Annotated in this window: 19 protein-coding genes, 1 rRNA gene and 1 pseudogene; 20 read left to right on the top strand and 1 reads right to left on the bottom strand. The window is 67.1% G+C overall.

The annotated features are described in order from the left end of the window. The first annotated feature begins 115 nt into the window (after nt 1-115). The 7 genes and pseudogenes from rrf (at nt 116) to recN (ending at nt 7,357) form a co-directional block, all read left to right on the top strand. Nucleotides 116-232, top strand: a 5S ribosomal RNA gene (gene rrf, locus ACHQ4I_RS29810). Between the two features lie 882 nt (nt 233-1,114). Next, nucleotides 1,115-2,182: pseudogene (locus ACHQ4I_RS29805) on the top strand (tetratricopeptide repeat protein); the annotation flags it as partial. Nucleotides 2,183-2,524: 342 nt separating this feature from the next. Beyond that, nucleotides 2,525-3,421 carry an HAD-IIA family hydrolase gene (locus ACHQ4I_RS29800; protein WP_420775191.1) on the top strand — a complete coding sequence of 299 codons (897 nt, stop codon included), beginning with the start codon at nt 2,525-2,527 and terminating at the stop codon, nt 3,419-3,421. A 25-nt stretch (nt 3,422-3,446) separates the two neighbouring features. After that, nucleotides 3,447-3,764 (top strand): hypothetical protein, encoded by a 318-nt coding sequence (locus ACHQ4I_RS29795; RefSeq protein WP_420775204.1) that lies wholly within the window; start codon nt 3,447-3,449, stop codon nt 3,762-3,764. Between the two features lies 1 nt (nt 3,765). Beyond that, nucleotides 3,766-4,587, top strand: coding sequence for a TlyA family RNA methyltransferase (locus ACHQ4I_RS29790; protein ID WP_420775190.1), 822 nt, complete (start codon nt 3,766-3,768; stop codon nt 4,585-4,587). Further along, a complete protein-coding gene (locus ACHQ4I_RS29785; RefSeq protein WP_420775189.1) occupies nt 4,584-5,594 on the top strand; it encodes an NAD kinase in 1,011 nt (336 codons plus the stop codon). The genes ACHQ4I_RS29790 and ACHQ4I_RS29785 overlap by 4 nt, the downstream gene beginning before the upstream one ends. Beyond that, complete coding sequence (gene recN / locus ACHQ4I_RS29780; protein ID WP_420775188.1) at nt 5,588-7,357, top strand: DNA repair protein RecN; 1,770 nt, start codon at nt 5,588-5,590, stop codon at nt 7,355-7,357. Before ACHQ4I_RS29785 ends, recN begins: the two co-directional genes overlap by 7 nt. Nucleotides 7,358-7,367: 10 nt before the next feature. On the opposite strand, the gene ACHQ4I_RS29775 is transcribed toward recN, so the two are convergent. Further along, a complete protein-coding gene (locus ACHQ4I_RS29775; RefSeq protein ID WP_420775187.1) occupies nt 7,368-7,787 on the bottom strand; it encodes an SRPBCC family protein in 420 nt (139 codons plus the stop codon). A 232-nt stretch (nt 7,788-8,019) separates the two neighbouring features. Here ACHQ4I_RS29775 and steA point away from each other — a divergent pair, with 232 nt between their 5' ends. From steA to der, 13 genes are all read left to right on the top strand, one after another. Continuing rightward, entirely contained in the window at nt 8,020-9,234 is a 1,215-nt protein-coding gene (steA, locus tag ACHQ4I_RS29770) for a putative cytokinetic ring protein SteA (RefSeq protein ID WP_420775186.1), read from the top strand. Continuing rightward, nucleotides 9,231-10,178: a copper transporter gene (locus ACHQ4I_RS29765; RefSeq protein ID WP_420775185.1), complete on the top strand. Its 948-nt coding sequence runs from the start codon at nt 9,231-9,233 to the stop codon at nt 10,176-10,178. Before steA ends, ACHQ4I_RS29765 begins: the two co-directional genes overlap by 4 nt. Nucleotides 10,179-10,308: 130 nt before the next feature. After that, complete coding sequence (locus ACHQ4I_RS29760; RefSeq protein WP_420775184.1) at nt 10,309-12,030, top strand: CTP synthase; 1,722 nt, start codon at nt 10,309-10,311, stop codon at nt 12,028-12,030. After that, nucleotides 12,031-12,690 carry an NUDIX domain-containing protein gene (locus tag ACHQ4I_RS29755; protein ID WP_420775183.1) on the top strand — a complete coding sequence of 220 codons (660 nt, stop codon included), beginning with the start codon at nt 12,031-12,033 and terminating at the stop codon, nt 12,688-12,690. 12 nt (nt 12,691-12,702) lie between these two features. Beyond that, nucleotides 12,703-13,653 (top strand): site-specific tyrosine recombinase XerD, encoded by a 951-nt coding sequence (gene xerD, locus ACHQ4I_RS29750; protein WP_420775203.1) that lies wholly within the window; start codon nt 12,703-12,705, stop codon nt 13,651-13,653. A gap of 250 nt (nt 13,654-13,903) precedes the next feature. Next, nucleotides 13,904-15,016 carry an agmatine deiminase family protein gene (locus ACHQ4I_RS29745; protein WP_420775182.1) on the top strand — a complete coding sequence of 371 codons (1,113 nt, stop codon included), beginning with the start codon at nt 13,904-13,906 and terminating at the stop codon, nt 15,014-15,016. Between the two features lie 69 nt (nt 15,017-15,085). Continuing rightward, nucleotides 15,086-15,661 carry a TetR/AcrR family transcriptional regulator gene (locus tag ACHQ4I_RS29740; RefSeq protein WP_420775181.1) on the top strand — a complete coding sequence of 192 codons (576 nt, stop codon included), beginning with the start codon at nt 15,086-15,088 and terminating at the stop codon, nt 15,659-15,661. Between the two features lie 500 nt (nt 15,662-16,161). Continuing rightward, nucleotides 16,162-17,070 carry a ParA family protein gene (locus tag ACHQ4I_RS29735; protein WP_420775202.1) on the top strand — a complete coding sequence of 303 codons (909 nt, stop codon included), beginning with the start codon at nt 16,162-16,164 and terminating at the stop codon, nt 17,068-17,070. A 218-nt stretch (nt 17,071-17,288) separates the two neighbouring features. Continuing rightward, nucleotides 17,289-18,206: a segregation and condensation protein A gene (locus tag ACHQ4I_RS29730; RefSeq protein ID WP_420775180.1), complete on the top strand. Its 918-nt coding sequence runs from the start codon at nt 17,289-17,291 to the stop codon at nt 18,204-18,206. A gap of 161 nt (nt 18,207-18,367) precedes the next feature. Then, nucleotides 18,368-19,054 (top strand): SMC-Scp complex subunit ScpB, encoded by a 687-nt coding sequence (gene scpB, locus ACHQ4I_RS29725; protein WP_420775201.1) that lies wholly within the window; start codon nt 18,368-18,370, stop codon nt 19,052-19,054. A 651-nt stretch (nt 19,055-19,705) separates the two neighbouring features. Further along, nucleotides 19,706-20,584, top strand: coding sequence for a pseudouridine synthase (locus tag ACHQ4I_RS29720; RefSeq protein ID WP_420775179.1), 879 nt, complete (start codon nt 19,706-19,708; stop codon nt 20,582-20,584). Between the two features lie 32 nt (nt 20,585-20,616). Further along, entirely contained in the window at nt 20,617-21,327 is a 711-nt protein-coding gene (gene cmk / locus ACHQ4I_RS29715) for a (d)CMP kinase (protein WP_420775178.1), read from the top strand. Further along, a complete protein-coding gene (der, locus tag ACHQ4I_RS29710) occupies nt 21,324-22,739 on the top strand; it encodes a ribosome biogenesis GTPase Der (RefSeq protein ID WP_420775177.1) in 1,416 nt (471 codons plus the stop codon). Before cmk ends, der begins: the two co-directional genes overlap by 4 nt. The last annotated feature ends 294 nt before the right edge of the window (nt 22,740-23,033 follow it).

The following is a 23,033-nucleotide window of genomic DNA, read 5'->3' as shown; positions in this document are numbered from 1 at the left end:
AACAAAGAAGCTACGCGTCCACTGTGCGGTATCTGAAACAACACACAGATACAGATGCACCACACAAACCCCCTGGGGTGGGTGTGGGTTGCTCTCTGTGACAGTTTCATAGAGTTACGGCGGCTATAGCGGTGGGGAAACGCCCGGTCCCATTCCGAACCCGGAAGCTAAGGCCACCAGCGCCGATGGTACTGCACTCGACAGGGTGTGGGAGAGTAGGACACCGCCGGAACATCCTTCACGATAGGGGACCCAAACTTGGGTCCCCTATCGTCGTTTGTGCACCTGTATCTAAGCCGTGTTCGGGCCCGACCGCCGACACGTGATTGAATTCAGAGGTTCGACAACCTCTGGCGGAACCTAGAAAGGGGCCACCGTGTCGGAACAGAACGATGGCCGGAAGCCCTTCCGGCGAGGCGGCCCCGAGCGCGACTTCGGCCAGCGCGACGAGGGTCCCGATCGCGATCGCGGCGACTCCACCGACCGAGGTAACTCCGGCGCACGCAGTGGCTTCAGGCGCAGCGACTCCAACCGCCGCGACGATTCGAACGATCAGAGCAGCTCGGCAGACCGTGGCGGTTTCAATCGCGGCGACTCCGGTGACCGGGGTGGCTTCAAACGCGGCGGCGATGCCGGGCGGCGCGGCGACTCCAGTGATCGTGGTGGCTACAGCCGCGGCGGCACCGGTGGTCGCGGCGGCTTCAGTCGCGGTGACTCCGACCAGCGTGGCGAATCGGGTGACCGCGGCTTTGCGCGCGGTGGCTCGGGTGAGCGCGGGGGATTCAAACGTTCCGGCGATTCAGGTGATCGCGGTGGCTTCGACCGTGGCGGCTCCAGTGATCGCGGTGGCTACCGAGGTGGCTCCAGTGACCGCGGTGGCTTCAAACGTACTGGCGATTCTGGTGAGCGTGGCGGGTTCGGCCGCGGTGATTCTGGTGACCGTTCCCAGGACCGTGGCGGCTTCAACCGTCGTGAAGACACGAGTCAGCGTGGCGGTTATAGCCGCGGTGGTGATTCGGAACGCGGCTTCAAACGTGGCGGCGATGCCGGTCAGCGGAGTGATTCCGGTGACCGTGGCTACAGCCGCGGCGGTTCCGGGGGGCGTGGCGGTTCCGGCCGTGGTGACTTCGCGGATCGCGGCGGTCGTGGTGATGCTGGTGATCGTGGTGGCTACAGCCGCAGTGGCTCTGGTGATCGTGGCGCTTCGGGTCGTGGTGATTCCGGCGAACGTGGTGGCTATGGCCGGGGAGGCTCCGGCGAGCGTGGTGGATTCAAGCGCGGCGGCGACTCGAGCCAGCGCGGCGGCACCGGTGAGCGTGGCGGTTTCAAGCGGCGTGATGATGCTGGTCAGCGGGGCGGTTTCGGCCGTGGCGGTGACGCCGGTCGGGGCGAATCGGGCCAGCGCGGCGGCTGGAGTCAGCGCGGGGACGACTCGCAGGACCGTCGTCGGGGCGGCGAAGGTGCGCGCGCCGGGGGTGGCTCGGCGGATCGTCGTGCGCCGCGCCCGGAAGAGCCGGATCTGCCCGATGACATTCAGGCGACCGATCTCGAACTAGAGGTGCGCCGGGATCTGCTGAGTCTGGACAAGAGCAATGCCGAAGCGGTCGCCCGCCATCTCGTAATGGCGGCTCGACTGATCGATGACGATCCGCGTCTCGCGCTGGCACACGCACGGGCGGCTCGCCAACGCGCCGGCCGCATCGCCGTGGTCCGCGAAACCGCGGGTGTCACCGCGTATCACGCGGGTGAATGGGCCGAGGCCCTTTCCGAACTGCGCACGGCTCGCCGGATGTCCGGCGGTTCCGGTCTGCTCGCCGTGATGGCCGACTGTGAACGCGGCCTCGGCCGCCCCGAACGCGCTATCGAATTGGGTCGTAGCGACGAGGCCCGCGCCCTGAGCGGTGACGAGGCCACCGAACTCCGCATAGTGGTCGCGGGCGCCCGCATGGACCTCGGTCAATACGACCAGGCCGTGGTCACCTTGCAAACCTCGGAGTTGGACCCGTCCCGCACGGGCTCCGCCGCCGCCCGCCTGTTCTACGCCTATGCCGACGCGCTGGTCGCCGCAGGCCGCACCGCCGAGGGCCTCACCTGGTTCCTCAACGCCGCCTCCGCCGACCTCGACGGCGAAACCGACGCCGAGGAACGCGCCGAAGAACTCACCGGCGACACCGACGTCTAGCGCCACCGCGCGCCGAACCCACTCACAAGCGATCCGCCGAGTGGACTCATATGGTGGCTCACCGGGTCGGATGCCGCCCAAAGCCGGGACACGACCGCTGTGCGCGGGCGACGGCGAGTTGCTCGGACACAGTGGGCGGTGTCGTGCAACACGCTGGCAAGCTGGGCCGGTGTTCGGAAAGCGCTTGGGGTGCACGGTCGGTCGACGCCGTCACCTTCCTGTCGGCGGGCTGGCGTAGGGTTCGAATGTCTCGGTCTCTGCCGAGAAACTGTGGGCCGAGCAATCGATAGCGCCACGGGAACAACGGCAAGACGCCGGTCGGTGACATGGAGCGAGAGTGGTGTGAAGCGGCTACGAGATCGGTATGAGGCGCTGCTGCTGGATCTGGATGGCACGCTGTATCGCGGGTCCGAGGTGATCGAGGGCGCGCCGGAGGCATTGGCGGATTCCGCTGTGCCGCATCGGCTTGTGTATGTCACGAATAACGCGAGTCGTGGTCCGGAGGTGGTCGCCCGGCATCTGGCCGAACTGGGATTCGTGGCGAAGACCGATGACGTCGTGACGAGCGCGCAGGCGGCGGCGAGGTTGTTGGCGGAGCGCCTCGATCCCGGTGCGACCGTGTTGATCGTCGGCACCGATGACCTGGCCAAGGAAGTGGACGCGGTCGGACTGCGTTCGATCCGTCGTTTCAACGGCGCCGCGCCTGACGCTGTCGTACAAGGACATTCACCCCAAACCGCATGGCCGGATCTGGCCGAGGCGGCCTACGCGCTCAGCGCGGACGCACTGTGGGTCGCGGCCAATACCGATAAGACGTTGCCGAACGAGCGCGGACTCGCACCCGGCAACGGTGCGATGGTCGCGGCGTTGCGTGCCGCCTCCGGCCGCGAGCCGCTGGTGGCGGGCAAGCCCTATGCGCCACTGCTCGAGGATGCCCTGGTGCGCGCCGGGACGCGCAGCGCGCTGGTGGTGGGCGATCGCTTGGATACCGATATCGAGGGTGCCAATCGCGTCGGCCTCGAATCCCTGCTGGTCCTGACCGGCGTGAGCACGCTCGGCGAGCTGCGCGATGCCCCCGCGGACCGGATTCCGACCTACATCTCGGAGTCACTGGACGCACTGAATTACCCGCCGGTCGACGCCGCCGCGGATCCGGATGCGACCGACTTGGCGGAACGCTTACGGCGTAACCCGGGACGAGCCGTGACGGTGCGCGCGTCCGGTTCGGAAATCCGATAGCGTTGACCCCACGATGACTACTCCGATGCCCCGCCCGAACGGACCCGGTACGCCCCAGCCGTACGGCCCCGGCTCGAACGGACCCCGTCCGAGTGCTCCGCTGCCCGGCCAGCATCTGCCGGGCGCTCAGGGACGCCCGGAGCCCGCCGATCCGGCGAAGATCCGCGCCGAAATCGACGCCCTGCTGGCCGAACTCGACGCGCGGCCGGCCTGGACCGGGGTGGCGGCGACCCCGCCGACAACCGACGCCGAATCCGGCGCCGATATCACCCGGCGCGCCCGCATCCTGGAGCAGGCACATGAGGTGCTCGTCCAGGCCCTGGCCACGGTGGACAAGATCTGAGGTGGCCAGGCGCGCGCGGGTGGACGCCGAATTGGTTCGCCGCGGATTGGCACGATCGCGAGAGCACGCGGTCGAGCTGATCGGTGCGGGCCGCGTCCTGATTGCTGGAACGGTCGCCGTGAAACCGGCGACCGCTGTTGAGGCGGGTACGCCGTTGATCGTGCGCGAGGAGCCGGACGAGGTTTCGTGGGCATCGCGCGGTGCGCACAAGTTGCTCGGGGCGTTGGCGGCTTTCGAACCGCAGGGCTTGACCGTCGCGGGGAAGCGCTGTCTCGATGCCGGTGCCTCGACCGGCGGCTTCACCGATGTGCTGCTGTCGAAACAGGCGCGTGAGGTCGTGGCCGTCGATGTCGGCTACGGCCAACTGATCTGGCGCCTGCAGAACGACGACCGGGTGCGGGTATTCGACCGCACCAATGTCCGTGCCATTACCCCTGAATCCATCGGCGGCACCGTCGAACTGGTGGTCGGGGATCTGTCGTTCATCTCGCTGAATCTGGTGCTGCCCGCGCTCGCGGCCTGTTCGGCGCCGGGCGCGGATCTGTTGCCGATGGTGAAGCCGCAGTTCGAGGTGGGTAAGGAGCGGGTAGGCTCCGGCGGTGTGGTGCGAGATCCCACATTGCGGGCGGAAGTGGTATGCGATGTCGCGGCCGCCGCCGCCGAGTTGGGGTTGCGCACCGCCGGGGTGGTGGCCAGCCCGCTGCCCGGTCCATCGGGCAATGTCGAATACTTTCTGTGGCTGCGTAAGGACGGGCAGTTCGAGTACGACGGCGAGCAGGTCGCGGCCCTCGTCGAGCGTGCGGTTGAGGAGGGTCCACAGTGAACGCGCTGACACCGGCCGAATCCAGGGAGATTCTGCTGGTTTCGCATCCGGGCCGGGCGGAGATCATCGAAACCGCCCATCGCGTGGCGAAGATCTTCGCGGACGCGGGCATCGGGTTGCGCGTGCTCGCGGACGAGGCGGACAGCACCCGATTCGACTGTGAGCCCGATACCCCGAGCGGGACGGCCGTCGCGGAACCGGGCGGATACCCCGCGCGCGTGGTCGAACACTGCCCGGACGCGGCGGTCGGTTGCGAGATGGTGTTGTCGCTCGGTGGTGACGGCACATTTCTGCGTGCGGCCGAATTGGCCAGGCCCGCGGGGGTGCCGGTGCTGGGAATCAACTTGGGCCGCATCGGATTTCTCACCGAGGCCGAGGCCGAACACCTCGATGAGGCGTTGGCGAGTGTGGTCCGCGGCGACTACCGCCTCGAACACCGGATGACCATCGATGTCACCGTCCGGATAGACGACGAGATCGTCGAAACCGGTTGGGCGCTCAACGAAGCCAGCATCGAGAACGCGTCGCGGATGGGCGTGCTCGAGGTGGTGCTCGAGGTCGACGGGCGTCCGGTCTCACAGTTCGGTTGCGACGGAATTCTCATATCGACGCCGACCGGTTCGACCGCCTACGCGTTCTCCGCCGGCGGCCCGGTGGTCTGGCCGGAACTCGAAGCGCTGCTGGTGATTCCGAGCAATGCGCATGCCCTGTTCGCGCGGCCACTGGTCACCAGCCCGGATTCCAGGATCGCCGTCGAATCCGTTGCGGCGGGCCATGATGCGATAGTTTTCCTGGACGGCAGGCGGACCCTCGCCTTGCCGAAGGGCGGGCGGCTCGAGGCGGTCCGCGGTGTCGAACCGGTGCGCTGGGTGCGGTTGGACTCCGCGCCGTTCGCGGACCGGATGGTGCGCAAGTTCCAATTGCCTGTGACCGGCTGGCGTGGCCGACGGCGGACGGAGAGCAGCCGGGGGACGGCAGCCGGCGGGGTGGGTGAAGACCAGTGCTGACAGAGATCAGGATTGACGGGCTTGGCGTCATATCCACGGCTACCGCGCAATTCCATGAGGGTCTGACAGTTCTCACCGGTGAGACCGGCGCCGGTAAGACCATGGTGGTGACCAGCCTGCACCTGCTCAGCGGGGCGCGGGCCGATGCCGGGCGCGTCCGGTTGGGTGCGGCACGCGCCGTGGTCGAGGGCCGGTTCACCGTCGACGAGGTGAATACGACCGCGCAGAAGCAAGTCAGGGAAGTACTGGAATCGGCTGCGGCCGAACGCGATGACGACGGCAGCATCATCGCGATCCGCACCGTCGGCAGTGACGGACGCTCCCGCGCACATCTCGGTGGGCGCGGTGTACCCGCCGCTGTCCTCGCCGATTTCACCGCTCCGCTGCTGACTGTGCACGGCCAGAACGACCAACTGCGGCTGCAGCGTCCGGATCAGCAGTTGTCGGCATTGGACCAGTTCGCGGCCGATGCGGTCGGCCCGCTGCTGCGCAAGTACCAGGTGCGGCGGCGATCCTGGCTCGATGCCCGCACCGAATTGCTCGAACGTACCGCGCGCAGTAGGGAACTCGCGCTGGAGGCCGATCGGCTGAAGCATTCGCTGTCCGAAATCGATGCCATCGCACCGGAGCCCGGTGAGGATGCGCGCATTGTCGACGAGGTGCGCAGGCTCAGCGATCTGGATTCCCTGCGCGAGGCCGCCGCGGTCGCGCACGATGCCTTGGCCGGTCCCGCCGATTCGCCCGAAGATGGTTCCGGCGCACTGGAATTGCTCGGCGCGGCGCGTGCCCGCATCGAATCGGCCGATGATCCGGCGCTGACCGCGCTCGGGCCGCGACTCGGCGAAGCGATCGCGGTCGTCGTGGATCTGACCACCGAGCTCAGCGGTTATCTCGCGGATTTGCCTTCGGACCCTGGGGCTTTGGATTCGCTGCTCACCCGGCAGGCCGAATTGAAATCGCTGACCCGCAAGTACGCACCGGATATCGATGGGGTGATCGCGTGGGCGGATGAGGCCCGCACGCGTCTCGGCTCGCTCGATGTCTCCGAAGAGGCGTTGGCCGCGTTGGCGGCGGAGGTCGATATCGCCGCGGAACGCGTCCGCGAGGCCGCGGGCAAATTGACCGCGGCGCGCAGGAAGTCGGCGGGCAAGCTCGCCTCGGCGGTGAGCGCCGAACTCGGTGGTCTGGCGATGGGCAAGGCGAAACTCGAGGTTGTGGTGCGGCCGGTGCCGGCGAGCCCGCAGGACTCGGCGCCGCTGACGGTGGACGGGACCGAACTGCACGCGGGTTCGACCGGTGTCGACGAAGTGGAGTTCCGGCTCTCGGCGCATTCCGGAGCGCAGTCATTGCCGTTGAGCAAGAGCGCATCCGGCGGTGAGCTGTCCCGCGTGATGCTGGCCCTCGAGGTGGTGCTCGCGAGTTCGGATCACGGCGCCACCATGGTGTTCGACGAGGTAGATGCCGGTGTCGGCGGCCGGGCCGCGGTCGAGATCGGCCGCAGGCTGGCTCGGCTGGCCCGCACCCATCAGGTGATCGTGGTGACCCACCTACCGCAGGTCGCCGCCTTCGCCGACACCCACTTGGTGGTGGACAAGTCCGACGATGGCAAGGGCAAGGTCAATAGTGGCGTCCGCGCGTTGACCAAGGATGAGCGCGTCATCGAACTGGCGCGCATGCTGGCCGGTCTCGATGACACCGAAACCGGCCGAGCACATGCGGAAGAACTTTTGGAAACGGCCCGCGCCGAACGCGCCCTGACCTAACGGCGGCCGTTCAGCGCAGGGCCTTTTGGGCGCCCTTGATGAACTGGTTGATGAGGTTCTTGAGGCCGATTTCGACGAGCTTGGCCGGGACGGGGAGGCTGGGCTCGGACTCCATGGTGTAAGAGACCAGGGTGCCGTTGTCGGCGTCGGTGAAGGTGATGGTGCCGACGTGGCGCTTCACTGGCGCGCCCTTGATGATCTTGTACTCCATCAGCTCGCCGGGAACCAGCTTGGTGGTCTCCTCGACGATGCCGACGCCACCCTTACCGATCAGGTATTGCGCGCCGACGCCCGCCGGGGTCGGTGTGCCGGGCGTCTTCAGGGTGAAGTCCACGGGGATGTAGGGGTTGATGCCGTCCCGCTCGGTGAAGAACTTGTAGACGACATCGCGCGGTGCCGCGATCACGACGTCGACAGTGCTGCTGGCCATGGGGTCTCCTCTTCGAGATATCTGTGACCGGCAGCATACGGGTACTGTCTGGGTTCGTCGTGATCCCTGTCACTGGGATCACACTGTGCCCGAGTCTTGTCGACCTCGAATCTCGACAGCCGCTCGGAGTTTGCTGACCGGGGCGCGCCGCCTGTTATCACAGTGACGAATGTGGTAGGTGATTACGGCGCGCCTCCACCAATGGTTGAGGGTTTACGGCCAAGATCGGGCCATGAAGATGTTGGCGTTGTTGTCGAAGAACACCGAAGCGCTACCCGGAGCAACCGGGATAGCCCGGGTTGACCGCAACACCAGGCGTTTGCTGAAGCGGGTCGGGCCCGGTGATGTCGTAATACTCGATGAGATGGATCTGGATCGGCTCACCGCCGATCGGCTGGTCGAGGCGGGTGTGCTCGCAGTGGTGAATACCTCGCCATCGATCTCGGGCCGCTACCCCAATCTGGGACCGGAAGTACTGGTCGCCAATGGAATTCTGCTGCTGGACACGGTGAGTTCGGATGCGTTCAAGATCAAGGACGGCACCAAGGTCCGCATCGACGAGGGCGTCGTCTACGCCGACAAGCTGGTCAAGAAGGAGCCCGAGGTCCTGGTCACGGGCATCGAGCTGACCGAATCCGATATCGCCGAGCGGATGATCGAGGCGCGCAATGGTCTCGCCGATCATCTGGAGGCGTTCGCAGGCAATACGATCGAATTCATCCGCACCGAGAGCGCGCTGCTCATCGACGGTATCGGGGTGCCGGAACTCGAGCTCGGCATGAAGCACCGGCATGTGGTCGTGGTGGCCGACGGCCCGGACCACGCGGACGATCTCAGGCGACTGAAGCCGTTCATCAAGGAGTACGCGCCGATCATGGTCGGCGTCGGCCGCGGGGCGGATACCTTGATGAAACAGGGCTACCGCCCCGACCTGATCGTCGGCGATCCGGACGAAATCACAACCGCCACTTTGAAATCCGGCGCCGAGGTGATCCTGCCCGCCGATACCGACGGCGACGCCAAGGGGCTGGAACGCATCCAGGATCTCGGCATCGGCGCGACGACGTTCCCGTCGTCCGGCGCACCCTCGGATCTGGCCCTGCTGCTGGCCCACCACCACGGCGCATCGCTGATCGTGACCGCGGGCGCGGCCGCCTCGCTGGACGACTTCTTCGACCGCGGCCGTCGCGACAGCAATCCGGCGACCTTCCTGACCCGATTGAAGATCGGCACCAAACTCGTGGATGCCAAGGCCGTCGCCACCCTCTACCGAAACCGGGTCTCCGGTACCGCCATCGCGATGGTCGTGCTCGCCGCCCTCATCGCGGTGATCGTGGCCATGCTCGCCTCGAATATGGGTTCCGAGTCGCTGGACTGGGCCACCGATACCTGGAACCGATTCGCGCTGTGGGCCCATGGCCAGGTCGGCGCGGGAGGGGACCGATGATTTCGCCTCGGCAGCACGCGGTTTCGATCGTCGCGATCTTCCTGGCCCTCGCCGTCGGCGTGGTACTCGGCTCGCAGACCGTGGCGGCGGACCTGCTGTCGGGGCTGCGCGCGGATAAGTCGGATCTGCGCAAGCAACTCGATGTGGCCACCGATCAGAACCGGCGGCTCACCGATGAAATGAATGCCGCGGACCGGTTCATCGCCGGATCGGCGGACCGGATCCTCGGCGGCAGCCTCACCGACCGCAGCGTCGTCGTCTTCACGACCCCCGACGCCGAACCCGCCGATGTCGAGGCGGTGGCGAAGGGGCTGGAAACCTCCGGCGCGACCGTGACCGGTCGGATCGCACTCACCGAAGCCTTCCTAGACGCCGCCGAGGGCGATCGGATGCGCACCGCGGTCACCAATGTCATCCCGGCTGGCGCACAGCTGCGCACCGGACAGGTCGACCAGGGCAGCATGGCGGGCGATCTGCTCGGCCTGGTGCTGCTGCTCGACCCCGCGAACGCGCAACCGCGCAGCACCCCGCAGGAGCTGGGCCTGGTGCTGGAGACGTTGCGCGGCGGCGGTTTCCTCGCCTACGGCGACACCCCGGCGCACGCCGCCAATCTCGCGGTCGTCGTCACCGGCAACGGCGCGAAGTCCAGCGAAAACAGTCAGGGCAGCAGTATCGCCCGGTTCACCGGCGCCCTGCGCGGCCGCGGCGCTGGTGCGGTGCTCGCGGGCCGATCCGGTGCCGCGGACAACCCGGGCCCGATCGCGATCATCCGCTCCGACGCCGCGCTGGCCACCGCCGTCACCACCGTCGACAACCTCGACCGCGAGATCGGGCGTGTCACCACCGTCCTCGGTCTGAGCGAGCAGCTCAACGGCGGCGCGGGCCGATACGGAACCGGCACCAAGGCGACCTCCCTCACACTCATCGCCCTGCCCGCTCGCTGATCCATCGCACGCGCGATGCCCCGTGCAGCGAACATGCCGCGCGGGGCCGAGCCGGTCGATCGCAGCGACTGGGTGGCAAACGTGCGTGGCGGGTGATCGGACCAGCTTTTTCGTGTTACCGTGAAGACCCGTGGGTCATACACGGAATCAGGCGCGAACGGCCACGAAGCACATCTTCGTCAGCGGTGGTGTCGCCTCCTCATTGGGTAAGGGTCTTACCGCCTCCAGCCTCGGTCAGCTGCTGACCGCGCGCGGACTGCGGGTGACCATGCAGAAACTCGACCCGTACTTGAACGTCGATCCGGGCACCATGAATCCGTTCCAGCACGGAGAAGTGTTCGTCACCGAAGACGGCGCCGAGACCGATCTCGATGTCGGTCACTACGAGCGGTTCCTCGATCGGGACCTGTCCCGGGACGCGAATGTGACTACCGGGCAAATCTATTCGTCGGTGATCGCCAAGGAGCGGCGCGGTGAATACCTCGGTGACACGGTGCAGGTGATCCCGCACATCACCGATGAGATCAAGAGCCGCATACTCGCTATGCAAGGCCCGGATCTACAGGGGCAGGTGCCCGATGTGGTGATCACCGAAATCGGTGGCACCGTCGGCGATATCGAATCGCAGCCCTTCCTCGAGGCGGCACGTCAGATCCGCCACGACGTCGGCCGGGACAATGTGTTCTTCCTGCACGTGTCGCTCGTGCCCTACCTCGCGCCATCGGGTGAGCTCAAGACCAAGCCGACCCAGCACTCGGTGGCCGCGCTGCGCAATATCGGTATCCAGCCCGACGCGCTGATCCTGCGTTGCGATCGCGAGGTGCCGCAGGCGCTCAAGAGCAAGATCGCGCTGATGTGCGACGTCGATGTGGACGCCTGCATCTCCACGCCGGACGCGCCGTCGATCTACGACATTCCCAAGGTGCTGCACCGTGAGGGCCTGGACGCCTATGTGGTGCGCAGGCTCGGGCTGCCGTTCCGGGATGTGGACTGGACGGTATGGGGCGATCTGCTGGATCGGGTGCACCAGCCGCGGGAGACGGTCGAGGTCGCGCTGGTCGGCAAGTACGTCGACCTGCCCGATGCCTACCTGTCGGTGACCGAGGCGTTGCGCGCTGGCGGATTCGCCTCGCGGGCCAAGGTGAATATCCGCTGGGTGCAGTCCGACGAATGCGAGACCCCGGCCGGTGCGCAGGCGGCATTGCGTGACGTGGACGCGGTGCTGATCCCCGGTGGGTTCGGTATTCGCGGCATCGAGGGCAAGGTCGGCGCCATCAAATACGCGCGCACCCGCGGGCTTCCATTGCTCGGTCTCTGCCTCGGCTTGCAGTGCGTGGTCATCGAGGCCGCGCGTTCGGTCGGTCTCGCCGAAGCCAACTCGGCCGAATTCGAGCCGGACACACCGCATCCGGTGATCTCCACCATGGCGGACCAGAAGGAGATCGTCGCCGGTGAGGCCGATCTCGGCGGCACCATGCGCCTCGGTGCGTACCCGGCGACGCTGCAGAAGGGGTCGGTGGTCGCGCAGGCCTACGGCACCGATCAGGTCTCCGAGCGGCACCGGCATCGCTACGAGGTGAACAACGCCTACCGCGACAAGATCGCCACCAGCGGGCTGAAGTTCAGCGGCACCTCGCCCGACGGACACCTGGTCGAATTCGTCGAGCTGCCCGCGGACAAGCACCCGTTCTTCGTGGCCACCCAGGCGCATCCGGAGCTCAAGAGCCGTCCCACCCGGCCGCATCCGCTGTTCGCGGCGCTGATCTCGGCGGCGCTGAAATATAAACTGGCCGAGCGGCTTCCGGTCGATATCCCGGATGAAGAGTTCGCGAACGCAGATCAGGCGTCTTAGATGAGTGATAACGGGGGAGCCCCACCGGGCAGCCACGATTTCGAAACAGTGGCGAGCAAGACCGTGTACAGCGGTGCCATCCTCGCGCTGCGGCTCGACAAGGTGGCGATGCCGGGCGGTCGGGTGGTCGAGCGTGAGGTGATCGAGCACCACGCGGCGGTCGCGGTCGCGGCCATCGATGATGCCGACAATGTGGTGTTGATCAGGCAGTACCGGCACCCCATCGGCGAGCGGCTGCTCGAGTTGCCCGCCGGTCTGCTCGATGTGCCCGGCGAGGATCCGCTCGAAGCGGCCAAACGCGAGTTGGCCGAGGAGACCGGGCTGGCCGCCAGGGAATGGGCGGTGTTGGTGGATGTCGCGCTTTCGCCCGGCTTCACCGACGAGGCGCTGCGGGTGTACGTCGCGCGGGGCCTGTACGAAACCGACCGTCCGGAGCCGGAATTGGAGGAGGCGGACCTCGAGCTGGTCCGGATGCCGGTCGCCAAGGCCGTACGGGCCGCGCTCGCCGGTGAGATCGTCAATGCCACGGCGGTCGCCGGTGTGCTCGCCCTCGCGGCCGCCGGGGCGGGCGGGACCGAACTGCGTTCCGCCGACGCGCCGTGGCCGGGACAGTCGACCGCATTACTGCGCCGCAAGGCGCAACGGCAGTCCGAAGCCTGACGGGCCCGGGTGGTGCTCACGCGGGAGGTGGAGGCCTACCTCGATCATCTTGCGGTCGAGCGCGGCGCCGCGCGCAACACCCTCGGCGCGTATCGTCGCGACCTCGACCGGTATCGGGATTTCCTGACCGGGCGCGGCTTTACGGCGCTCGAGCAGGTCGGGGAGGCCGACGTCGCGGAATTCACGATGGTGCTGCGGGTGGGCGGGGCCACGCACCCGCCGCTGGCCGCCAGTTCGGTCGCCCGTGCGCTGATCGCGGTGCGCGGGCTGCATCGATTCGCGGCGGCCGAGGGGATGACGAGTACCGATGTCGCGCATGCGGTGAAACCGCCCGCCCCCGGGCGTCGATTGCCGAAAGCCCTGCCATACGACCAGGTGCTGCGGTTGCTGGAGGCCGCGGGGGGCGGGCCGATCGGTGATGCGAATGGGGCCGGAACCGACGGCGGGCCACGCGGATTGCGCGACCGCGCGCTGCTCGAGCTGCTGTATTCGACCGGGGCGCGGATCTCGGAGATGGTCGGACTCGATGTAGACGACCTCGACACCGACGAACGTGCCGTGGTGTTGCACGGCAAGGGCGGCAAGCAGCGCATGGTTCCGATCGGCCGGCCCGCGCTCGCCGCGGTCGACGCGTATCTGGTGCGCGGCAGGCCGGTGCTCGCGGCGAACGGGAAAGGCACTGCGGGAGCGCTGTTCCTGAACGCGCGCGGCGGACGGCTGTCGAGGCAGAGTGCCTGGCAGGTTTTGCAGACCGCCGCCGAACGCGCGGGCATCGGCGCCACCGTCTCCCCGCACACGCTGCGCCATTCCTTCGCGACACATCTGCTCGACGGCGGCGCCGATGTGCGGGTGGTCCAAGAACTTCTGGGCCACGCCTCGGTGACCACCACCCAGATCTACACCCTGGTCACCGTGAACACCCTGCGCGAGGTGTGGGCCACCGCCCACCCACGCGCACGCTAGCCACAGAGTCGGCGGGCGCATTTACTTCTGCCAGAGTCGGTAGGTCGGGGATTCGACGAACGGCCCGGCCCGCGACGTCGGTCGGTTGCTGACCGCACAATTCTTGACTGAAAATTCAGTCAGGATTATGGTTGGGTCGCCAGGTGGTCAGTCAGTACTCGACCACGCAATCAGCGGGCGTTCGATCCCGCGGCGCGCCGTGAGACCGTGAGCCGATGCGGCGGGGCGCGCAATTCATCAGGAGTGACAAGTGCAGAGACGTCGATTCGTGCAGGCGAGCGCGGCCCTGGGTGCCCTGCTTCTGGGCGGATGCAACGATTCCTCGTCGCCGGTTCCCAAGGTGCGCCATGACGACGCTGGGCGCCGCGGGCTGATGCCGGAAGAGGGCGACCCGCACAAGCGAACCTGGATGGCGTTCGGCGCGAGCGAACGGATCTGGGGTCGCGAACTCCTGGCGCAGGTGCAGCGCGATCTAGCCCGAATCGCCCAGACGATCGTGGAATTCGAGCCGGTGACGATGCTGGTGCGACCCGAGGAGATGGATCTGGCCCGCAATCTCGTCGGCGCGAATGTAGAACTCGTGCCAGCTCCGCTCGACGATCTGTGGATGCGCGACACCGGCCCGGTATTCGTGCGGGGCAACGGCGCCAAAGTCGGCGTCGACTTCAACTTCAACGGTTGGGGTAGGAAGCAGGAACACAAGCGGGATCGCGATGTGGCCGACTTCGTCACCCGCCGCGCGGGCGTCGAACGGTTGGAGACCGATCTGGTGCTGGAGGGCGGCGGCATCGAGGTCGATGGCGCGGGCACCGCGATCATTACCGAAAGCTGTGTGCTGAACAACAATCGGAATCCGGGCTGGAAGAAGAAGGATGTCGAGGAGGAACTCGCATACCTGCTCGGACTCGAGCGGATCATTTGGCTGCCCGGTATCGCGGGCCATGACATCACCGATGGTCACACTGACTTCTATGCCCGCTTCGCCCGTCCTGGTGTGGTCGTCGCCGGATTCGACACCGATCCGGATTCCTTCGATTACGACGTCACGCGACGGCATCTGGAGATCCTGCGGTCGGCGACCGATGTGCACGGCACTGCGCTGCAGGTCGAGGTGATCGAGGGACCGGCCACCGTGCGACCCCGATTCGAATCCGATGACTTCGCGGCGGGTTATATCAACTTCTACGTCTGCAACGGCGCTGTCATCGCACCCGAATTCGGTGATCCGGAAGGCGATGCGGCCGCGCGGGTCACCCTCGAGCGAGTGTTCCCGAATCGGCAGGTGGTGCAGATCAATATCGATGGCATTGCCGCGGGCGGTGGTGGCATTCACTGCACCACGCAGCAGGAACCCGCCGACTAGTGGCGGTGCTCGGCCGGTCCCGCTCAGGGTTGGCCGACCGCTGTGCAGACCTACGTAAAGTGAGGTTCCGTGTCCGACCGTCAGACCCAGATCCTGGAAGCAGCCATTCGCGTCATTGCCCAGGACGGCGTGCGCGGGCTGCGGATCGAGAAACTCGCCGCCGAAGCGGGTGTGTCCGTAGCGTTGATCTACTACCACTTCAAGGATCGTGCTGGCGTGCTGCGCCGCGCGCTCGAGCACATCAACGAGCGTGCCGAGCGCTACACCGCACCGGCGCTTTCCGGTACCGATCCACGCGCGCAACTCGAACAACTGCTGCTGCTCGAAATTCAGGACAACCCCGACGTTCGCAATAACAGCATCGCCTGGGGTGAGCTCCGGGCCACCGCGGTTTTCTCCGACGACCTGCGCGAACAGTTGCGTGCCAGCACGCGAACCTGGGACGACGATGTCCGCATGCTCGTCGAGGCGGCGGCCGACGCGGGACTCGGGCCCAATGTTCTGGACTCTGCCGCGACCGCCGAACGGCTCACGGCATTGGTCGAGGGCTTGAGCGAACGATGGTTGAGCGGATCGGTCTCCCTCGAGCGGGCTCGGGAGTTGCTCGCCGGTGCCGTGGCCGCTGAACTCGGACCGGCAAAATAGTCGCTGCCTGCGAAAAGGCCTCGGCGGTAGGTGAATTCGCGATTCCGGCGGAGGAATCGGGACTGCGGTCCGATTGCCTCTCGTTGTGGGTGCGAGCCCGCGTATTCCGGGATCGAGGTGAGGTGGGTTGCATGGCAAAGGCTTTACACCGGGTATCGTCCGGTTCGAATACTTCCGACAGCTCGGTCGCATCGCGCGGGGCGAGGTGGCGTGGGACAGGGACCGCAACGGCGTTGAGGGGAGTGGACGGCTGCGCAGGTAAACGTGGGTGTCGCGTGTCCGAGCGCGGGTCTTGCGCTGTCAAGCGGTAGCGTCTATCGAGAGCTGGACCGTACGAAAGCGAGGTCGGGCCTGATCGGCCTCGCTACGCTCGGGCAGATGATGCCGGAGTCGGGCGAAGGCAACGGGCAGGAACGTATAAGGAGCAGCGGATCGTGACGACAGCCGGCGCGGCGGAGCCGCCGATGAGTGCTGGGGCGCAGCCGCTTACGGGGCCCCGGATGGGTCCGTACTCGGAGGCCGCGGCGGAAACGCTGTGGGGCAACGGCGCCGAACCCGTCCCCGAGGACGCGGCGCTCGGTCCTACCGGGCGTCCGCTGCGTGTCGTGCCCGACCCGCCGCCGGTCGAGCGGCACGGCGATGCCCTGATCGTGGCCATGTGCAATCAGAAGGGCGGCGTCGGCAAGACCACTTCGACCATCAACCTGGGCGCGGCGCTCGCGGAGTTCGGCCGTCGGGTACTGCTGGTCGACCTGGATCCGCAGGGCGCCCTGTCCGCCGGATTGGGTGTGGCACACCACGATCTCGACCTGACCGTGCACAACCTGCTGATCGGGTCAAAGGTCTCCATCGACGATGTCCTCATGGAGACCCGCGTCGAGAATCTGGACCTGCTGCCGAGCAATATCGATCTGTCGGCCGCGGAGATCCAGCTGGTCAACGAGGTCGGCCGGGAGCAGACACTGGGCCGCGCGCTGGAACCGGTGCGCGACCGCTACGACTACATCCTCATCGACTGCCAGCCTTCGCTCGGCCTGCTGACGGTGAACGCGCTGGCCTGTTCCGATGGCGTCATCATTCCGATGGAATGCGAATACTTCTCGCTGCGCGGGCTCGCGCTGCTCAACGACACCGTGGAGAAGGTGCGCGACCGGCTGAATCCGCGCCTGAGCCTGTACGGCATCGTAGTGACCATGTTCGATGCGCGGCTACTACATTCGCGCCAGGTCATGGCGCGCGTCGTCGAGGTCTTCGGCGATCTGGTGTACGACACGGCGATCTCGCGGACCGTGCGCTTCCCCGACGCCAGCGTCGCGGGTGAACCGATCACCACATGGGCACCGAAATCCGGTGGGGCCGAAGCATATCGGGCGATGGCGCGGGAAGTCATCCACCGGTCCGGCCGGTGATCGGCGGTACTGAACCGGCGCCATCGACGAACACGGAAACGCTCGGCTCGGAGTCTGGTGAGTTCGCCGATCAGGGCTCCGGCGCCGGGCGTCATGTGTCTGCCGACCCCACGCCCGATTCGGATGATTCTGCCGATAGACGCGGTGGCGTCGATGCCGCGCAGGTGTCGGCGTCGAGTGATTCCGCGGCGACGCAGCGTGATTCCGGGGTGGCGCCGGTGGATGTGGCTGGACCAGACCATTCCGGTGGCGGGCCTGCCGGAACGCCGGACCCGGCTGTCGGCACGAGCGAGTCCGATTCCGCGGGGGTGCAGCAATCCGGGTTTCAGCTGCGGCTGAGCAACTTTCAAGGGCCGTTCGATCTGCTGTTGAATCTGATCAGCTCGCGCAAGCTCGATGTGACCGAGATCGCGCTGCATCAGGTGACCGACGAATTCATTGCCTATACCAAGGCTTTGACCGCGAGCATCGGGCAGCAGGACACGCTGCGCGCCGACAAGATCCTGGACCAGACCACCGAATTCCTGGTCGTCGCCGCCACCTTGCTCGATCTCAAGGCGGCGCGGCTGCTGCCCTCGGGCGAGGTGACCGACTCCGACGATCTCGAACTGCTCGAGGCGCGGGACCTGCTCTTCGCCCGGCTGTTGCAGTACCGCGCGTTCAAGCAGGTCGCCGAACTGCTCGGCGAATTGGAGGCGGTCGCGCTGCGCCGCTACCCGCGCGCGGTCGGGCTGGAGGAGCGCTTCGCCGACCTGCTGCCCGAGGTTACGCTGGGGGTGGACGCGCACGAATTCGCCGCGATCGCCGCCGCGGCCTTCCGGCCGAGACCGGCGCCCAAGGTCGGACTCGACCATCTGCACCAGCACGCCTTCTCGGTCGCCGAACAGGCCGCGCTCGTGCTCGAACAGCTCAAACTGCGCGGACCGGGCGGCTGGACGACCTTCGGCGAACTGGTCGCCGACTGCGAAGTGCCGATCCAGATCGTCGCCCGGTTTCTGGCCCTGCTCGAGCTGTACCGAGGTAAGACGATCGAGTTCGACCAACCCGACCCGCTCGGCCCGCTCTCGGTGAGCTGGACCGGCGACCCCAAGGACGAGACCGCCGACACCGTGACAATCGAGGAGGACTACGGGTGAGTGAGGAGCTCAGCAAGCGCGCCGACGATGCGGCACCCCTCGACCACAACGGCATCGAGCACGCATCGCCGAGCACTCACGACGGTCGAATCGAAGACGCTGCGGGTGGGTCGACCGGTCGTGGCGAGAGTGCGGAGGCCGTGGCGTCAACGGCCGCCACCATGCCCAGCGACGACGGCGCGGCCCGTTCCGCGGGCGGAGTGGCGGAGTTCACGCCGGAGCCGTTGGATGACGCTGAATTCCGGTCGGCGCTCGAGGCGATGTTGCTCATTGTGGACGCTCCGGCCCCGGTAGAGCTGCTGGCCGACGCTCTGCAGGACAACGCGGCGCGGGTGGAGCGGGCGCTGCACGAGATGTCGGCGGAACTGTCCGCGCGGGGCAGTGGCATCGACCTGCGTTTCGTCGGTGACGGCTGGCGCTTCTATACTCGCAGCGAGTACGCGCCGTATGTGGAACGGATGCTGCTCGACGGCGCCCGGTCGAAATTGACGCGGGCGGCATTGGAAACACTGGCGGTGGTGGCATACCGCCAACCGGTGACCCGGACCAGGGTCAGCGCGGTGCGCGGCGTGAACGTCGACGGCGTGATGCGAACCCTGCTGGCTCGCGGACTGATCGCCGAGGCCGGGGTCGACCCGGAGACGAACGGTACGCAGTACCGCACGACCGAGCTGTTCCTGGAACGGATCGGACTCGCATCGCTGACCGATCTGCCGCCGCTGGCGCCCCTACTGCCGGGCGTCGACCTGATCGATGAGATCAACGAGAGCCTGGAGACGGACCCCCGTTACACCAGGCTGAAGAAAACCGCCGAGACCGATTTGGATCTCGGTACCGGAGAAGACTGACAGGACAACATGAATACGCCCGCTCGCCGAGATGGCACACCGGATCGTAGGAACAGAAGCGACCAGCCCGGAAGGGGCGGCGCAGGCCGAAGCGCACGTGACGCGCGTTCGGCACAACGGGGAGGTACGCAGCGCGGGGCCTCATGGGGAGGTTCCGAGCGCGGCTCCGCGCAAGGCGGTTACCGGGGGAATTCGGACAGTAGTGGCGGATACCGCGGATCCGCGCAGGCAGATCGCGGTTACCGCGGTTCGTCGCGGGGCGAGGGAGGCTACGGCGCGTCGTCGCGTGGTTCGGACTACCGCGGCTCGTCCGATCAGCATGGCTCCTCGCGCGGCGGCTACCGCGGTTCCGCGCAGGGTGACAGCGGCTATCGCGGTTCGGCCGAGCGCGGCTCCGATCGACGTGGCGCGTCGCAGGGTGGCGGCTATCGCGGTTCGTCCCAGGGCGACGGCGGTCACCGCGGTTCCGCGCAGGGCGGCTCGGGTTACCGCGGCTCGTCGCAGGGCTCCGATCACCGGGGTTCGCGTAGCGACGCATATCGCGGTGCCGCACAAGGCGGTTCGGCCTCGCGTGCCACTGGCGCACGCGGTTACGCACCGGGAAGCTCCGCGCAGCAAGGCAATCCGTCGCGCCGCCCGGCTTCGGCAGCGATGTCGACGCCCGTCGGTAAGAAGGCCAAGACCCCGAAGCCGCAGAAGAAGGTCGTCTCGGCCCCGCTGCTGAGCAATGCCAAGCCCGCCAAGAAGCAGCATGTCGAGCAGCCCGCGGAGGGCGGCCACGAGAAGATGCCGTGGGGCGAGGGCGAGCGGCTGCAGAAGGTGCTGGCCAAGGCCGGTGTCGCCTCGCGCCGCGCGGCCGAGGAGATGATCGCCCAGGGCCGGGTCGAGGTCGACGGCGCGATCGTCACCGAGCAGGGCCTGCGGATCGATCCGCAGAACGCGGTGGTTCGTGTCGACGGCACTCGCGTGATGGTGCGTGAGGAACTGGTCCATATCGCGCTGAACAAGCCCAAGGGCTGGCAGTCCACCATGTCCGATGATCTCGGCCGCCCGTGCGTCGGCGATATTGTCGCCGAACGCATCGCCGCTGGTCAGCGCCTGTTCCACGTCGGCAGGCTGGACGCCGACACCGAGGGCCTGCTGCTGCTCACCAATGACGGCGACCTCGCCCACCGGCTCATGCACCCGTCCTTCGAGGTTCCCAAGACCTATCTGGCGACGGTGAACGGCGAGGTCAACAAGTCGATCGGCAAGCGACTCAGGGACGGCGTCGAACTCGACGACGGCCCGGCCAAGGTCGACAGGTTCCAGGTGCTCGAACTGGGCGAGGGACGTTCGCTGGTCAAGATCGTGTTGCATGAAGGGCGCAAGCACATCGTGCGCCGACTGCTGGACGCGGTCGGCCATCCGGTGACCCGGCTGGTGCGCACCAATATCGGTCCGGTCGCGCTCGGCGACCAACGGCCCGGCACGCTGCGCGTGATCGGCCGCGATGAAGTCGGCAAACTTTACGAGGCGGTGTCGTTGTGAACGGTGTAGAGATTCCCGTGGAGGTCCCCGCGATGGTTGAAGGCAGCACACCGCTGATCGTTGCCATGGACGGGCCGTCGGGCACCGGCAAATCCAGCGTCTCGCGGCGACTGGCCACCAGGCTCGGCGCCAGCTATCTGGATACCGGCGCGATGTACCGGGTGGCGACGTTGCGGGTGTTGCGTGCCGGTGTCGAGCTCACCGATGCGGCGGCGATCGGCGCCGCGGTCAAGGAGCTGCCGCTGACCATCGGCACCGATCCCAGCCGCGAGGTGATCCTGCTCGACGGTGAGGACGTCTGCGCCGAGATCCGCGGCAATGCGGTCACCAAGGCGGTCTCCGCGGTTTCCGCGGTGGCCGAGGTGCGCGATCTGCTGGTCGCCATGCAGCGCGAAATCGCTTCCGCCGCAGCGCGAATCGTGGTCGAGGGCCGCGATATCGGCACCGTCGTGCTGCCGGACGCGGACGCCAAGATCTACCTCACCGCCTCCGCCGAGGCCCGCGCCCATCGGCGCAATCAGCAGAACATCGCCGAAGGCCGCGGCGACGACTACGAGGCCGTGCTCGCCGACGTGCAGCGGCGCGACACCCTCGACTCCACCCGCACGGTGTCCCCACTGCGTCCGGCCGACGACGCGGTGCTGGTCGACACCAGCGAGCTGAATATGGATGAGGTCATCGACGAGCTGTATCGCGTTGTGGTGCGGCAGGTTTCGACAGGCCGGACAGGAAGTGCACAGTGAGTGAGGACGTGCTCGCGGGCGATGGCGTCTGGAGTGACGAATCCGATTGGGAGATGGTCGATCTCGAGGGTGAGTTCGGCGACGAGGAACATCTCGCCATGCCGACCGTCGCGGTGGTCGGTCGCCCGAATGTCGGCAAGTCGACCCTGGTGAACCGGATCCTCGGCCGCCGTGAGGCCGTCGTCGAGGACATCCCCGGTGTGACGCGCGACCGCATCTCCTATGAGGCGAGCTGGGCGGGGCGCCGCTTCCTCGTGCAGGACACCGGTGGTTGGGAGCCCGACGCCAAGGGGCTGCAGCAGTCGGTCGCCCGCCAGGCCGAACTGGCCATGGAGACCGCCGACGCGATCCTGCTCGTGGTCGACGCGGTAGTCGGCGCGACCGCCACCGACGAGGCCGCGGTCAAGAAGCTGCGCCGGTCCAAGATTCCGGTGATCCTGGTCGCCAATAAGGTCGACGACGAACGCGTCGAGGCCGAAGCCGCCGCCCTGTGGTCGCTGGGCCTCGGCGAGCCGCGCATGGTCAGCGCCTCGCATGGCCGCGGCACCGGTGACCTGCTCGACGATGTTCTGGAAATCCTCCCGGAGACCCCGCGTGAGGGCACCGGCGGCACCGGTCCGCGCCGGGTCTCGTTGGTCGGCAAGCCGAACGTCGGCAAGTCCAGCCTGCTCAACAAGCTCTCCGGCGACGAGCGTTCGGTCGTGCACGACGTCGCGGGCACGACCGTCGACCCGGTCGACTCGCTGGTCGAGCTGGGCGGCAAGATCTGGAAGTTCGTCGACACCGCGGGACTGCGCCGCAAGGTCTCCCATGCCAGCGGTATGGAGTTCTACGCGTCGCTGCGCACCAAGGCGGCGCTGGAGGCCTCCGAGGTCGCGATCATGCTGATCGACGCCTCCGAGCCGATCACCGAACAGGATCTGCGGGTGATCAGCATGGTCGCCGACTCCGGTCGCGCGCTCGTGCTGGCCTTCAACAAGTGGGATCTGGTCGACGAGGACCGTCGCCTGCAGTTGGACCGGGAAGTGGACCGCGACATGGTGCGGGTGCCGTGGGCACAGCGCGTCAACATCTCCGCGCATACCGGCCGCGCCGTCCAAAAGCTCGTCCCCGCGATGGAAACCGCATTGGAATCCTGGGACAAGCGCATCTCCACTGGTCGTCTGAACACCTGGCTCAAGGAAGTCGTCGCGGCGACACCGCCGCCGATGCGCGGCGGCCGCCTGCCCCGCGTCCTGTTCGCCACTCAGGCGACCACCCGCCCACCGACCTTCGTGCTCTTCACAACGGGCTTCCTGGAGGCCGGATATCGCCGCTTCCTGGAGCGCCGTCTGCGCGAGGAATTCGGCTTCGACGGTTCCCCGGTCCGCATCTCGGTGCGCGTCCGTGAGAAGCGCGACCGCAAGAAATAACCCGGCACCCAGCCAACCGAACGGACGCCGCTGCCCAGCAGCGGCGTCCGTTCTGGTCTGGCCCCTGCTTGCCAGCGGAATTCGGCAAACGCCCAGTGACCTTCTGTACACGGGGTTAGTTTGGATTTCTACCAATCCGGTTGGCGGTGCGGCGCGAACTCCAGTGAGCTCGGATGCCGCGGCCTGCCCTTGACCGCTCGACCGGCACGCCCATCTCCTATATGGTCCCGGCCTGGTCAGGAGTCGAGTTTTGCCATGTTGTCGCAGCCGATCCATCCGATATCCGCACAGCCA

This window comes from Nocardia nepalensis (genome assembly GCF_048910785.1).
Lineage (GTDB): Bacteria > Actinomycetota > Actinomycetes > Mycobacteriales > Mycobacteriaceae > Nocardia > Nocardia nepalensis.
This window is presented reverse-complemented; position numbering and strand designations above follow the sequence as displayed.

Excerpts from the sequence above, each read along its gene's own strand:
- ACHQ4I_RS29765 (WP_420775185.1), top strand. The coding sequence starts at position 9,231 with ATGATTTCGCCTCGGCAGCACGCGGTTTCGATCGTCGCGATCTTCCTG.
- scpB (WP_420775201.1), top strand. The coding sequence starts at position 18,368 with ATGCCCAGCGACGACGGCGCGGCCCGTTCCGCGGGCGGAGTGGCGGAG.
- ACHQ4I_RS29720 (WP_420775179.1), top strand. The coding sequence starts at position 19,706 with ATGTCGACGCCCGTCGGTAAGAAGGCCAAGACCCCGAAGCCGCAGAAG.
- ACHQ4I_RS29755 (WP_420775183.1), top strand. The coding sequence starts at position 12,031 with ATGAGTGATAACGGGGGAGCCCCACCGGGCAGCCACGATTTCGAAACA.
- ACHQ4I_RS29775 (WP_420775187.1), bottom strand. The coding sequence starts at position 7,787 with ATGGCCAGCAGCACTGTCGACGTCGTGATCGCGGCACCGCGCGATGTC.
- ACHQ4I_RS29735 (WP_420775202.1), top strand. The coding sequence starts at position 16,162 with ATGGGTCCGTACTCGGAGGCCGCGGCGGAAACGCTGTGGGGCAACGGC.
- ACHQ4I_RS29795 (WP_420775204.1), top strand. The coding sequence starts at position 3,447 with ATGCCCCGCCCGAACGGACCCGGTACGCCCCAGCCGTACGGCCCCGGC.
- steA (WP_420775186.1), top strand. The coding sequence starts at position 8,020 with ATGAAGATGTTGGCGTTGTTGTCGAAGAACACCGAAGCGCTACCCGGA.
- cmk (WP_420775178.1), top strand. The coding sequence starts at position 20,617 with ATGGTTGAAGGCAGCACACCGCTGATCGTTGCCATGGACGGGCCGTCG.